The organism is Candidatus Acidiferrales bacterium (assembly GCA_036514995.1).
GTDB lineage: Bacteria > Acidobacteriota > Terriglobia > Acidiferrales > DATBWB01 > DATBWB01.
Genome location: DATBWB010000018.1, coordinates 1 through 13,432, shown reverse-complemented (window position 1 = coordinate 13,432; position 13,432 = coordinate 1). Strand labels below are relative to the sequence as shown.

Here is a 13,432-nt window from a genome sequence, read left to right as displayed (position 1 = left end):
CTCGGGGCCGATGCTCGGCTTTGGAAGGGCGGGGCTTTAGCCCCGCCACAACAGGAGCAGAAAAAAAGGGCTTTAGCCCCTGAAGCCAAATGGCACGACCAAAACATCGGACAAAATCAGGAGCAACGTACTTTGTAACGACCAACACCTGGAAAAGGCGCGAAATATTCCGCAAGGCGACAGCCGCTGAGGTGGTTGAGCAGAAAATCTGTGAATACCGCGACAAGGGCTTCTACCACGTTCATTGCTACGTGGTCATGCCCGAACACTTACACATTATCCTCACACCGAGCGAGACTACCACGCTGGAGAAAGCTGTGCAGCTTATCAAGGGCGGGTCTTCTCACGAGATTGGCAACAGGCTCCATGGCCGCTTCCCCATCTGGCATGCCGGATTCACTGAGCATCAGATTCGGGACGAAGCGGATTACTACTCGCATGTCGCATACATCGACATGAATCCGGTCAAAGCGGGGTTGGTGCAGAAGCCAGAGGAATACTCGTTCTGTTCCTCGCATGGGAGATACAAATTGGATCCTTGCCCAGTGGCTTCAGGGGCTAAAGCCCATGAAGAAGGAACTTCATGTACGGCGGGGCTGAAGCCCCGCCCTTCCGAAGCAACAACCGGAAAGAGCCGCGATAAATAAATGCCCAAGCGGACTGACATCCACAAAATCCTGATCATCGGCTCGGGGCCGATCATCATCGGCCAGGCGTGCGAGTTCGACTACTCGGGGACGCAGGCCTGCAAGGCGCTCCGGGCCGAGGGCTACGAAGTTGTGCTGGTCAATTCAAACCCCGCGACGATTATGACTGACCCGGAGTTTGCCGACCGCACCTACATCGAGCCGCTCACCAAGGAGTACCTCGAGCCGATCATCGCGCGGGAGGGTGTGGATGCGCTTCTTCCGACCGTAGGCGGGCAGACGGGCTTGAATTTGGCCGTCGAACTGGCCGAAAGCGGCATCCTGGACAAGTTTGGCGTCAAGCTGATTGGCGCGTCGCTCCGAGCCATCAAGGTGGCCGAAGACCGCCTGTGGTTCAAGGATGCCTGCCGTAAGGTTGGACTGGACGTGCCGGAATCATCGCTGGTGACCAACGTTTCTGACGCTCTGCGCGTGGCCGATGATTTGGGCTACCCGGTGGTGATTCGCCCGTCGTTCACGCTCGGCGGCACGGGTGGTTCGATTGCCTTCAACCGGGAGGAATTTGCCGAGGCGATCGCCCGCGCGCTCGATGCCAGCCCGGTGCACGAGGCGTTGATCGAAGAGTCGGTGCTGGGCTGGAAGGAGTTCGAGCTCGAGGTGATGCGCGACTTCCGCGACAACTTCGTCGTCATCTGCTCGATCGAAAACTTCGACCCCATGGGCATCCACACGGGCGACTCGATCACGGTGGCGCCGGCGCAGACGCTCACCGACAAGGAATACCAGATGATGCGCGATGCCGCGGCGCGCATCATCCGCGAGGTGGGCGTCGAGACAGGCGGGTCGAACATCCAGTTTGCCGTGCAGCCGGAGACCGGCCGCATGGTCGTCATCGAGATGAACCCGCGGGTATCGCGCAGCTCGGCGCTGGCCAGCAAGGCCACCGGGTTCCCCATCGCCAAGATTGCCGCCAAGCTTGCGGTCGGGCTCACGCTCGACGAAATTCCGAACGATATCACCCGAAAGACCCCTTCCTGTTTTGAGCCGACGATTGACTATGTGGTGGTGAAAATCCCAAAGTGGCAATTTGAGAAATTTCCGGGCGCCGACGATACCCTGGGCACCGAGATGCAGTCGGTGGGGGAAGTGATGGCGATGGGCCGGACGTTCAAGGAAGCGCTGCTCAAGGGGCTGCGTTCGCTCGAAGCGGGAAGCCGCTGGCAGCCGGCGAAGACGGACGAGCGTTCCATCCAGGACCATCTCACGGTGGCGCGCCCTGACCGGATTCATTGGTTGCATCTGGCTCTCGAACGCGGGTGGGATATTTCTCGGGTGCAGAAGCTGACCGGGATTGATCCCTGGTTTCTCGACCAGCTCAGCCAGATCGTTGCGTTGGAGAAGCGTGTCGCTCGGAGGGGCCCGAAGGAGTGTGAGGCGGAACTCCTGCGCGAAGCCAAGCGCGCCGGCATCTCCGACGAATTCCTGGCGCAGGCGTGGCGCAAGACCCCTCAGGCCATCCGCGAGCTGCGCAAGAAGCACGGTATCGAAGCGGTGTTCAAGCGAGTGGACACGTGCGCCGCCGAATTTGAGTCAACCACGCCGTACCTGTACTCGACTTACGAGGACGAGGACGAATCGGCGCCGACGAAGCGCGAGAAAATCATGATTCTGGGTAGCGGCCCCAACCGCATCGGCCAGGGAATTGAATTCGACTACTGCTGCTGCCACGCCGCCTTCGCGCTCAAGGAAGACGGCTACGAAACGGTCATGGTGAACTGCAACCCCGAAACCGTTTCGACCGACTACGACACCTCCGACCGTCTCTACTTTGAGCCGCTCACGTTTGAAGACGTGATGGCGGTTTTCGATCGGGAAAAGCCTCAAGGCGTGATTGTCCAGTTCGGCGGGCAGACTCCGCTGAACCTCGCGCTCGACCTCAAGCGAGCCGGCGTGCCCATCATCGGGACAACGCCGGAATCAATTGACCTTGCCGAGGATCGCCGGCGATTCGGCCGGCTGCTCGAGCAGGCGGGCATTCCCCAGCCGAAAAACGGAACGGCGACAACACCGGAAGAGGCTTCACGGTTGGCGAAAGACATTGGCCTGCCCGTCCTGGTCCGGCCCAGCTACGTGCTTGGCGGCCGGGCCATGGTGATCGCCTATGATCTGGCGACGGTGGAAGCTTACGCGAAGATGGCCGCGGAGCTGGGTCGCTCCGCCGGCCTCGCTTCGAGCGCCCGGCCGATTTTGATTGATCAGTTCCTCGAAAACGCGATCGAGGTGGACGTGGATGCGCTTTGCGACGGCGAAGATGTGCTGATTGGCGGGATCATGGAACACATCGAGGAAGCAGGGATTCATTCCGGCGATTCCTCGTGCGTCCTGCCGGCCGTTTCGCTTCGATCCGAGCAGCTTGCTGCTCTCCGCGGCTACACCGTGCAGTTGGCCGGAGCGCTCGAGGTGGTGGGCCTGATGAACGTCCAGTATGCCATCCAGAACGGGAAAGTCTTTGTGCTGGAAGTGAACCCGCGGGCGTCGCGGACGGTGCCGTTCGTGAGCAAAGCGACGGGCTATCCCCTGGCGAAAATTGCGGCGCGCTTGATGACCGGCCGGAAATTGAAGGACCTTGGCCTGCCCGGGGGGGAGCTGCCCACCAAAGAGTATTACGCGGTGAAATCACCGGTCTTTCCCTTCGCAAAATTTCGCGGTGTGGACACCATTCTGGGGCCGGAGATGCGCTCGACCGGGGAAGTGATGGGCATCGCCACCCGTTTTGGCGCCGCCTTTGCCAAGGCCCAATTGAGCGCCGGACAAAAGCTGCCGCTTCCGGCCGGAAATGGCGGCGCTGTCTTCCTCAGCGTGAACGATGCGGCCAAGCCGGCGGCGGTGGAAATTGCCCGCAACCTTGCCCAAATGGGCTTTCGCGTGGTGGCCACCCGGGGCACAGCGGCGGAGTTGGAGAGAGCCGGCCTTCCGGTTGAGGTGGTTTTCAAGGTGAACGAAGGCCGGCCGAATGTGGTGGATTGGATCCGGAGCGGGCAAATCTGTCTGATCATCAACACCCCATTGGGATCGGAGTCGTTTTTCGACGAGAAAGCGATTCGCCGCGCCGCCGTGCGACACACGGTACCCTGCATCACCACCATCTCAGCCGCCCGGGCAGCCGTGGCGGGCATCGCTGCTATGGAAAAGGCGGAGTTGGAGGTATCGAGCTTACAGGAACTGCACGCTCGAGCCGGGCTGGCCAGCCGGGCCACGGCGGCATCCCCCGATTCTTAGAGCCGGTAGCGTTTTCCCCAGCCGGTCATTCACGTCGCTCATTCCCGCTGATCATACATTCGATGTTCGATCGCCATCGGCCCGGCTGGCCATTTCTACTCTGCGCTGCGGCATGCGCCGGGTAGAGCCGTCCGGTTGGAAAGTTTCTCGGCGACCCGGCTGGGATGGGGGTAAACTGGATGGCGCGTCGGGTCGAAGGGCAGGCAGACGGCATCGAACCCGAACCGTTTGTTTGTGCAATCTGCTCTTGGAAGCCGATGTTGCCCGCGAAGGGGCAGGCATGGCGAGCGCCCGGAACAGGGATGAAAGACTAATGATTGACCTCATGGACGGCATTGACCTGAAGGGAATCTTTCCGCCGATCACCACGCCGTTCGACAGCCGCGGCGAATTGGCGCTCGATCGGCTGCGGGCGAATCTCATTCGTTATAACCCAACCGGACTAAAGGGCTACGTCGTGGTGGGCTCGACCGGCGAGTCGGTTTATCTGACCGAGTCGGAGGTTCTGGCAGTGTGGGACACGGCTCGGGAGGCAGCGGCGCCGGGCAAGACCTTGATTGCCGGCACCGGCGTCGAGTCCACCCGCGAGACCATCGCCCGCACCAACCGCGCAGCCGCCGCCGGCTACCGGGCGGCGCTGGTCAAAACGCCCCACTACTTCAAACCGCAAATGAACCCTGTGGCCATGGCCGCGCACTTCCGGGCGGTTGCCGACGCTGTCAAAATCCCGATTCTTGTTTACGTGGTTCCACAGTTTACCGGAATCGCGCTCGAGGCGGGCGAGGTCGCGCGTTTGAGCGAGCATCCGAACATCATCGGCATCAAAGAAAGCTCGGGCAATGTCCAGCGTGTGGCAGAAATTGCGGCGCAGTCTCGGCCCGGCTTTCAGGTGTTGGTGGGGTCAGCGCCGACGCTCTATCCCTCGTTGGCGGTGGGTGCGGTAGGGGGAATCCTGGCGGCAGCCTGCTGCCTGCCCGAGCTGTGCGTGGACATTCATGAGGCGTTTTTCCGCGGAGAGGCAGACAAAGCCCGGAATCTCCAGCAACTCTTGCTCGAGCCGGCCCGAGCGGTGACATCGGCCTGCGGCATAGCCGGGCTCAAATATGCCATGGAACGATTTGGCTACTATGGCGGGGCGGTGCGTTCGCCGCTGCAGCCGCTTACGGCCGAGGAACGCAAATATCTCGACAACGTATTTGCCCGCCTCGAAACACGCTTCGAAGCCACCCGCTAGCCCCGGCTTCGCGGCGCAGGCAAAGGGTTAGCGTCTTCGACCGAGCTTCTTCATCCAATCGAGAAAGCTGTCTTGTCGCGGGGGCGTGGTCTGGCTATCATGAGCGCGCTGATGGAGTGCCGCTGTTTGCCGTTTACCGTCGTTCCTCGCACCACGCGGCTCTATGCCGACTATCTCTACGACTTTCCCCGGGTGCAGAAGTTCTACGCCTATCCGCCGTTTGAGGAAAGTTCGCTCCAGGCAGCAGCCAAAACGATCCCGCGCCATGTCGCCATGCGAAGCGAAGTGGCTGCGATCCTGCGCGAGCACAACGAGCGCTTTGGCGGCGGGCCGGCTGTCATCGAGGCCGTCAACCGGCTGGCCGACGGCAGCGTGATGGCCGTTGTGACGGGCCAGCAAGTAGGGCTCTTTAGCGGCCCGGCCTACACGATTTACAAGGCAGTGACCGCCATCCGCCTGGCGCGAGAGCTTACCGCCCGCGGCATGGAAACGGTTCCCGTTTTCTGGATCGCCGACGAGGATCACGATGTCGCCGAAGTGAACCACACCTATTTCTTGGACGAAGTCTTCGAGTTGATTCGCCTGGAACACGGATCCCCGGCGCGCCACCTCAGAGTGGGGGACATCGCTTTCGATTCGGGCATCGGCAAACTGACGGAGCAGGCAGCGAAGATCGCGGGCGGCGAGGTCGCCCGATGGCTCAAGGAGTGTTACCGCGAGGGTGAGACCTTCGGGAGCGCCTTCGGCAAATTGATGGCGCGCCTCTTTTCCGATTTTGGCGTGGTCTTGCTCGACGCCATGGATGCTCGGCTGCACCGGCTCGGGCTGGCTGTCTTCCGGCGCACTGTCGAGGAATCTTCCGAACTCAACCGGGCTCTTCTCGCGCGCGGCCAGGAACTCGAAAAGGCCGGCTACCACGCTCAAGTCAAGGTCCGCGAGCAGACTTCGCTGCTGTTTGCGATGGTGAATGGGCGGCGCGTGCCTCTGCGGAGGAAGAATGGGAATTTTGTCTTGGAGGACGGCCTGCGCCTTTCCCCTCGGGAGGTCCTGGACTGGATGGAGCGGGCCACGGGCGACTTTTCGCCGAATGTTTTGCTCCGACCGATTCTGCAAGACACCCTGCTGCCCACCGTCGCCTACATCGGCGGGCCGGCTGAAGCGGCCTACTTTGCTCAGGCCAACACCTTGTACGAGCGGCTCCTGAAGCGCATGCCGGTCTTTTTTCCGCGGGCCAGCTTCACACTGGTCGAACCGCGAACCGAGCGGCTCCTCGCAAAGTATGGTCTGTCCGTGGAGGATGCGTTCCGCGGGCCACAGCGCCTCGAACGAGCGATCGCTTCCGCTCGACTGCCGCGAGGATTGAAGTCCAGCCTGGCGCGAGCAGAGAAGAAAATCGGCGAAGCGCTCGATACGCTCGGCGGCGGATTGGAGAAGCTGGACCCGACCCTGGTGGGAGCGGTTTCGACCGGACGAAAGAAAGTTCTCTACCAGCTCGAAAAGCTACGCCATAAGGCGGCGAGAGCCGAAGCTAGCCGCGCCGAGATCGCCCGGCGGCACGCCCGGATGCTGCAATGCGCCTTGTACCCGCACCATGCGCTGCAGGAGCGGGTGATCAATTTCTTGCCTTTCCTCGGGAGGTACGGAAAAACGCTGCTCGAGCAGCTCATCGAGCAGGTCACTCTTCGCGGGGGCGACCACCAGGTCATCCGGCTCTAGCGCCGTTCGCACTTTTGTTTCTTCCGAGTCGCAGACATCCCACCGTGTTTCCCCGCGAGGGTTCACCACGAGTGGCCCGCCGGCGCACCCGGCCGATTTCAGGAGCCTTCTCGCCGTGGTACAATCGCGCTTTGATTTGCGTTCATTCTCAGCCATGTTTTGGAGGAAGGCTCATGAAGGTCACCCCGGGAAAGCAGAAAGGTTTGCAGGCGGTTTCCGATTCCCGCAGCGTCATCGCCGCCGCTGCCATGGATCAGCGGGGCTCGCTCCGCAGCGCCATCGCCAAGGAAAAGGGCGTGGATAAGAAGGCCGTCACCCCGGAGATGATGGCCGAGTTCAAGGAAGCCGTCGCCCGCGTATTGACGCCGCACTCGAGCGCCATCCTGCTCGACCCGGAGTACGGCCTTACCGCTGCCAGGATGCGCGCGAAGAATGCCGGCCTGCTGCTGGCCTACGAGAAGAGCGGCTACGACAACACGCAGCCCGGCCGCCTGCCCGACCTGCTCGACCACTACTCGGTGCGGCGTCTGGTCGAGGCCGGCGCCGATTGCATCAAGATTCTGCTCTACTACACGCCGTTTGACCCGCCCGCCATCAACGAGACCAAGCACGCCTGGGTCGAGCGCATCGGCGCCGAATGCGCCGCCCTCGACGTCCCCTTCTTCCTCGAATTTGTCGGTTACGAGGAAGGACTCGACGAGAAGGGCATCGAGTTTGCCCGCAAGAAGCCCGAAGTGGTCGCCAAGAGCATGGAGGAGTTCTCCAAGCCCCGCTACGGCGTGGACATCATGAAGGTGGAAGTCCCGGTCAATATGGCTTTCGTCGCCGGCACGCGTTCCTGCAAGGGCGAATCGGCTTACAGCAAGGAACAGGCCAAGGACTTGTTCCGCAAAGCCGCCGCGGCCGCGGGAAGGCCCTTTATCTACCTCTCAGCCGGCGTCAGCAACGAGACGTTCAGCGAAAGCCTGGAGCTGGCCGGAGAATCGGGCGTAAATTTTTCCGGCGTGCTCTGCGGTCGCGCCACGTGGAAAGACTCCATTCCCATCTACGGCAAACAAGGGGTCAAGGCGCTCGAAGACTGGCTCGCCAATCAGGGAGTGAAGAACATCAGGAACGTGAACGACCGGCTGAGCGCTGCCAAACCGTGGTTCAGCTTTTACGGCGTCACCTCCGCCGCCGCGCTAAGCTGAATCCGTTGCATCGAAAAGGGCAAAGGGGGAGCGTACCCGCTTCGCCCTCAGTCGCTCGCCCGCAATCAGGAATGATGAAGCCAGCAGGCCAGCATGCGAAGCAGCCGGCGCGCGGCCTGACCCGCGTGCTCGAGGTCAAGACCGCGCGGCGCACCGAGCTCGTCGAAATCACCCGCGAGGTCGAAAAGCTGGTCGTCGAATCAGGCTGCCAGAGCGGCGTCTGCCACCTCCACGTGCCGCACACCACCGCCGGCATCACCATCAACGAAAACGACGACCCCGACGTGCCCCGCGATATCGAGGCTGCCCTCGATCGCCTGGTGCCCAAGGACGGCCCCTACAAGCACTGGGAGGGAAATGCCGACTCGCACATCAAATCCACCATCGTCGGTTGCACCCAATCCGTTCCCATCGAGGGCGGCAGGCTCGTTCTGGGGAAATGGCAAGCCATCTTTTTTTGTGAATTTGACGGACCGCGCGACCGGCAAGTGAACGTCAAGATCATCCGCGCCTGACCGATGGAAATCCACAGTGCATTCCCACGAACCCTCGGCATCTACCTGCAGGTGCCCTTCTGCCGGTCCAAGTGCGCCTATTGCAACTTCGATTCGGGCGTTTATTCGAAAACAGTGCAGGCTTCCTACTTTACCTGCCTTGGCAAGGAGATCACCTCGGCGCGGCGCTGGCTCAACCAAGCGGGCGTGGACACGGCCCTGTTCGATTTGCCGGTGGACACGATTTACCTCGGCGGCGGGACGCCGAGCCTTTTTGAGGACGAGCTGGCCTGCCTGATGGCCCGGCTCGGACGGAACTTCCGGTTCATGCCCGAAAGAGAGGTGACGCTCGAAGCCGACCCGGAAACGGTCACCCGCGAACGCGCCGGGCGATGGCGCACAGCCGGGTTCAATCGTATCAGCCTGGGAGTGCAATCGTTCGAGGACGACGAACTCAAAGCGGTGGGGCGGCGGCATCGCCGGCATGACATTGTTTCGGCGGTGGCTGGACTGCGCGCTGCCGGCTTTGAGAATATTTCTTTCGACCTGATCGCCGGGTTGCCGCACCAGACGCGCTCCAGTTGGAATGAAAATCTGGCCTGGGTGGAAAGGCTCGGGCCCGCGCATGTTTCCGTCTATGCGCTGGAAGTGGATGAAGGAAGCCGGCTCGGACGAGAAATGCTCTCCGGCGGCCGGCGCTACCACGCGCAGGAAGTCCCCGACGAAGACCAGATTGCCGATTTCTATGAAGCGGCGCGAACGGGACTCGCCGGGTTGGGATACGAGCACTATGAGATTTCGAACTTCGCCCGGCCGGGTTGCGCCTCGCAGCACAACCTGAAATACTGGAATCGCGAACCGTATCTGGGTCTTGGCGCTTCCGCTCATTCGTTCAATGGGACGGCACGCTGGGCTAATACCGCCGAAGCGACCGACTACGTTGTCTCCATCCAAGAGGGACAGCCACCACTTGCTTCCGTGGAAGTGGTGACGCCGGAGCGGGCCCTCGAGGAGACCATGTTTCTGGGCTTGAGAAAGCGATCCGGCATCGATCTTGCCCTGGTGAGCGGGCGGTACGGCGAAGAAATCATCCAAAAGATCGAGCCTAAGATTCGCGCGCTTGAGAACGCCGGGCTGCTCTGCCGGCGCGGGTCGGTGGTGTGCCTGGCCCCGGAAGCGCTGCTGGTCTCGAATGAAGTCTTTCGCGAGTTTGTGGAGTAGCGACCGTGAGAGGATGTTTTATGCCGCGGGAAATGTCGGACACGCCGGAGGCGTCGGAGCTTGAAACCATTGTGGACCTGCGCAGTGATACAGTGACCAAACCCACTCCGGAGATGCGCCGGGCGATGGCGGAAGCGGAGGTGGGCGACGACGTTTACGGCGAAGACCCGACCGTGAACAGGCTGGAAGCCCGGGCGGCCGAAGTCTTTTGCCGCGAGGCAGCCCTCTTTGTCCCTTCCGGCACGATGGGAAACCAGATTGCGATCAAGTGTTTCACCCATCACGGCAACGAGGTCATTTGCGAAGAGGCGGGCCATATTTACAACTATGAGATGGCTGCCATGTCCGCCCTGAGCGGTTGCATCGCGCGGGTGATTCGAGGGCAAGATGGCGTCCTGACCTGGGCCATGATCGAGCCGCAAATTCGGCCCAAGATCTACTACCGCGCCCAGACGGGACTCATCTCGCTTGAGAATACGCACAACATGGCCGGCGGGACGGTCTATCCGCAGGAAATCGCCGACGAGATATGCGGGAAGGCACACGAGCGCGGGCTGCCGGTGCATCTGGACGGCGCGCGCATCTTCAACGCGGCCGTGGCGCAGGGGAAGTCGGTTCGAGAACTCTCGTCCAAGTTCGATTCGGTGATGTTTTGCCTGTCCAAGGGCCTAGGCGCGCCGGTGGGCTCAATGCTGGTGGGTTCGCGCGAATTTATCGAGAAGGCTCGCGTCTATCGAAAAATGTTCGGCGGCGGGATGCGCCAGGCAGGCGTGCTGGCAGCGGCGGGTTTGATTGCGCTCGAAAAGATGCCGCAGCGATTGGTGAAGGACCACCAGAACGCCAGAAGGCTTGCCGAAGGCCTTGCTTCCATCCGCGGGATTCGCATCGACGCCGCCAAGGTAGTGACCAACATCGTCATCCTCGACGTCAAGGATACGAGCAAAACCGCCGCGCAGGTTTCCTCAGCAATGAAGGAACGAAAGATCCTTGCCAATCCCACCTCGGCTTTCACGCTGCGCATGGTGACTCATCTGGATGTGGACGAATCCGGCATTGAGCGCGCCCTGGCCGCCATGCGCGAAATTACTCGCAGTTGACGAACGCAGCGCCGGGGTGAACCTGCCTGAAGCGAAGTCGAGCGGGCCCCGCATGTTCGTTTTCTCTGCGCATTTCTGCGTTCGGAGTGTACCCACGACGTTTTTGTCCGGCGTTTCTGCGGCATGGCTTCAAAATCGCTTTGCGTTGACTCGCCCGTGTGGCCGGCGTAGGATGCGCGGCAAAAGGCCTATTTCTCTCGGAGGTACCCCATGGAAATGACGCGGCGGGAATTCTCGAAGATTGCCAGCAAAGCAGCGGCGCTGGGCGCAGGGGCTGGCTTTTTCTCCTTCCTGGATGAACCGGCCGGCTTCGCACAAGATGTGTTGGATTCCCCGGCGGCGGCGAAGATCCACAAATACATCGAGCAGCACGAGGCCGAACACGTTGCCCGCATCCAGGAATTCTTGCGGCTGCCGAGCGTTTCAAGCTGGGGCTGGGGCACAAAGGTCGCCGGTCGGGAGAACATGCGGGAATGCGCCGACTCGCTGATCGGGATGTTCAAGAAGATGGGTTGCCAGTTCGCCGAACTGGTGAAGACTGACGGCTTGGCCGGCGTCGCGGCGGGCTATGACAGCGGCGCGAAGAAGACGATTTCCCATTATTTCATGTATGACACGCAACCCTTCGACGAAAAGGAGTGGTCTTCGCCGCCGCTCGCCGCCAACGTCGTTGACCGGCCGCCATTTGGCAAGACGATCATCGCCCGCGGCGCCATCAACTCGAAGGGGCCGCTGGTGGCCTTTCTGAACGCGTGCGAATCCATCATCGCTGTCGAAGGCAAGCTGCCCGTGAACATTCTTTTCACCTGCGACGGCGAAGAAGAGCAGGGCTCACCGCACTTCCATCAAGTGCTCCACCCCTACCTGGACCGGCTGAAAAAGTGCCACGCCCACCTGGGTGCGGGGCCGTCGCAGAACAGCCAGGGCCAGGTCTCGATGGCACTCGGCAACAAGGGCATCGCCTATTTCGAGCTCGAGTGCCACGGCGGGCGCTGGGGCCGCGGGCCGCAGAAGATCCCGATTCACTCCTCGCGGAAGGCCATCCTCGATTCACCGGTGTGGCGGCTGGTGGACGCTTTGCGGACACTCTACGACCCGGCCGCCAACCGCATCCTCGTGCCCGGTTACTACGACGCCATCGCCCCGCCCACCGCGGAAGAGGAAATGCTCATCGCTACGCTGATTCAGAAAATCGGCGGGCGCGCGCTTGCCTCGGACAAGGAAAACGCCAAGGCATGGATGAACGACTGGAATGACCTGGAGGCGATCCGTCACCTGACGTTCGACACCACGTTGAATATTGACGGCGTTTGGGCTGGTTATACCGGCCCTGGCGTGGCCACTATCCTGCCCGAGAAGGCGACGGTGAAGATTGACTCGCGCCTGGTGCCCAACCAGGAGATCGACAAGCAGATCGCGCTCGTTCGGCAGCACTTCGACCAGAAAGGCTTCGGGGAGATCGAGCTGCGGAAGATGGGCGGGGGCGACGAATGGTCGCGCACCTCGGTAAAGGCGCCGGCGGTGCAGGCGGTGCTCAGCGTCTATAAGCGCTATGGCATCGAACCGGCCATCTGGCCGCGCGCAGCGGGCTCGAGCCCTCAGGCGCAGTACACCCGCCCGCCGCTCAATCTCCCGGCGGCATCGGGCGGGCTGGGCCATGGCGGTCGCGCTCACTCGATTGACGAATATTTCGTCGTCGAGGGCAACGAGAAAGTGGCCGGACTGGTGAAGTGCGAGCAGTCTATGGTGGATATCCTCTACGCATACGCGCACTGGCCGGAATAGCTCCTGGGTCCGCCGGCGTGCGGAAGAGATGTCTCTGGCAAAGCGCCGTTACGGGCTCTTAGGATTGCTGGCAGCGTGAAGTTGGGAATCAATCAGGCGTTTGAAGCGGGCGTAGTCGCCGACGCCGCTGATGAGCCGACCGTTGATAAGAAACGCCGGGGTCCCGTTAACGCCCACCCCGTCGCCCTCGGCTCGTTCGGCATTCACGGCTGCCTCGGTCTCCCGCTTTTCCGTGCAGCGGCGGAGTCTTTCCACATCCCATTTTTGCTCGCGCGCGAAGTTAAGGACCATCTCGCTCAGGTTCGCTGGCGAAATTTCCTTCTGCCGCTCAAAAAGGTAGTCGTGAAGTGTCCAGAAGGGTTGGTTGCCCTGCCGGTAGGCGCATGCGGCGGCAATGGCCGCAGGCTGCGCCCAGGGATGGATTTCGGTCAAGGGATAATTCTTATAGACGAAGCGGATGCGGTCACCATAGTCAGCCATCAGCCGCTGGTAAATCGAGCGATATGCCACGCTGCAAAAGGGACACTGAAAATCGGAGTATTCCACAACCGTGACGGGCGACGCCGGGTTGCCGCGTGAGGGAACGTCTTTCAAGTCGATGCGCTCGCGCGTTTCGGCAAACGGGTCTTTGGTCATGTCATAGAGGCGGTCAAGAATAAGCCACCGGCCGTCGGTGGAAAGATGCACCGTGAATGACTGGACCCGACCAGCCGAACCAATTTCCAGCTTGCCGCGCAGGAACCCGGGCGGGCCGCCGGACTTCAAATTT

10 protein-coding genes are annotated in these 13,432 nt (G+C 61.6%); 9 read left to right on the top strand and 1 reads right to left on the bottom strand.

Features of this window, described 5'->3' with window-relative positions; genetic code table 11:
- Nucleotides 1–89 precede the first annotated feature (89 nt).
- From VIH17_01535 to VIH17_01495, 9 genes are all read left to right on the top strand, one after another.
- Complete coding sequence (locus VIH17_01535) at nucleotides 90–647, top strand: transposase (protein ID HEY4681914.1); 558 nt, start codon at nucleotides 90–92, stop codon at nucleotides 645–647.
- The gene (carB, locus tag VIH17_01530) at nucleotides 648–3,926 is read left to right on the top strand and encodes a carbamoyl-phosphate synthase large subunit (protein ID HEY4681913.1); all 3,279 of its coding nucleotides are present in this window, start codon (nucleotides 648–650) and stop codon (nucleotides 3,924–3,926) included.
- A 313-nt stretch (nucleotides 3,927–4,239) separates the two neighbouring features.
- A complete protein-coding gene (locus tag VIH17_01525; protein ID HEY4681912.1) occupies nucleotides 4,240–5,160 on the top strand; it encodes a dihydrodipicolinate synthase family protein in 921 nt (306 codons plus the stop codon).
- Between the two features lie 72 nt (nucleotides 5,161–5,232).
- The gene (bshC, locus tag VIH17_01520; GenBank protein ID HEY4681911.1) at nucleotides 5,233–6,876 is read left to right on the top strand and encodes a bacillithiol biosynthesis cysteine-adding enzyme BshC; all 1,644 of its coding nucleotides are present in this window, start codon (nucleotides 5,233–5,235) and stop codon (nucleotides 6,874–6,876) included.
- 173 nt (nucleotides 6,877–7,049) lie between these two features.
- On the top strand, nucleotides 7,050–8,066 hold the full coding sequence (locus VIH17_01515) for a tagatose 1,6-diphosphate aldolase (protein ID HEY4681910.1): 1,017 nt from the start codon (nucleotides 7,050–7,052) through the stop codon (nucleotides 8,064–8,066).
- Nucleotides 8,067–8,137: 71 nt separating this feature from the next.
- A complete protein-coding gene (locus VIH17_01510) occupies nucleotides 8,138–8,581 on the top strand; it encodes a secondary thiamine-phosphate synthase enzyme YjbQ (GenBank protein HEY4681909.1) in 444 nt (147 codons plus the stop codon).
- Between the two features lie 3 nt (nucleotides 8,582–8,584).
- Nucleotides 8,585–9,781, top strand: a complete 1,197-nt coding sequence (gene hemW / locus VIH17_01505) for a radical SAM family heme chaperone HemW (GenBank protein ID HEY4681908.1) — start codon at nucleotides 8,585–8,587, stop codon at nucleotides 9,779–9,781.
- Between the two features lie 20 nt (nucleotides 9,782–9,801).
- Nucleotides 9,802–10,878 carry a low-specificity L-threonine aldolase gene (ltaE, locus tag VIH17_01500; GenBank protein ID HEY4681907.1) on the top strand — a complete coding sequence of 359 codons (1,077 nt, stop codon included), beginning with the start codon at nucleotides 9,802–9,804 and terminating at the stop codon, nucleotides 10,876–10,878.
- Nucleotides 10,879–11,088: 210 nt separating this feature from the next.
- Nucleotides 11,089–12,663 (top strand): M20/M25/M40 family metallo-hydrolase, encoded by a 1,575-nt coding sequence (locus VIH17_01495; GenBank protein HEY4681906.1) that lies wholly within the window; start codon nucleotides 11,089–11,091, stop codon nucleotides 12,661–12,663.
- A gap of 48 nt (nucleotides 12,664–12,711) precedes the next feature.
- Here VIH17_01495 and VIH17_01490 read toward each other — a convergent pair.
- On the bottom strand, nucleotides 12,712–13,432 hold a 721-nt coding region (locus VIH17_01490), incomplete at its 5' end, for a thioredoxin domain-containing protein (protein HEY4681905.1).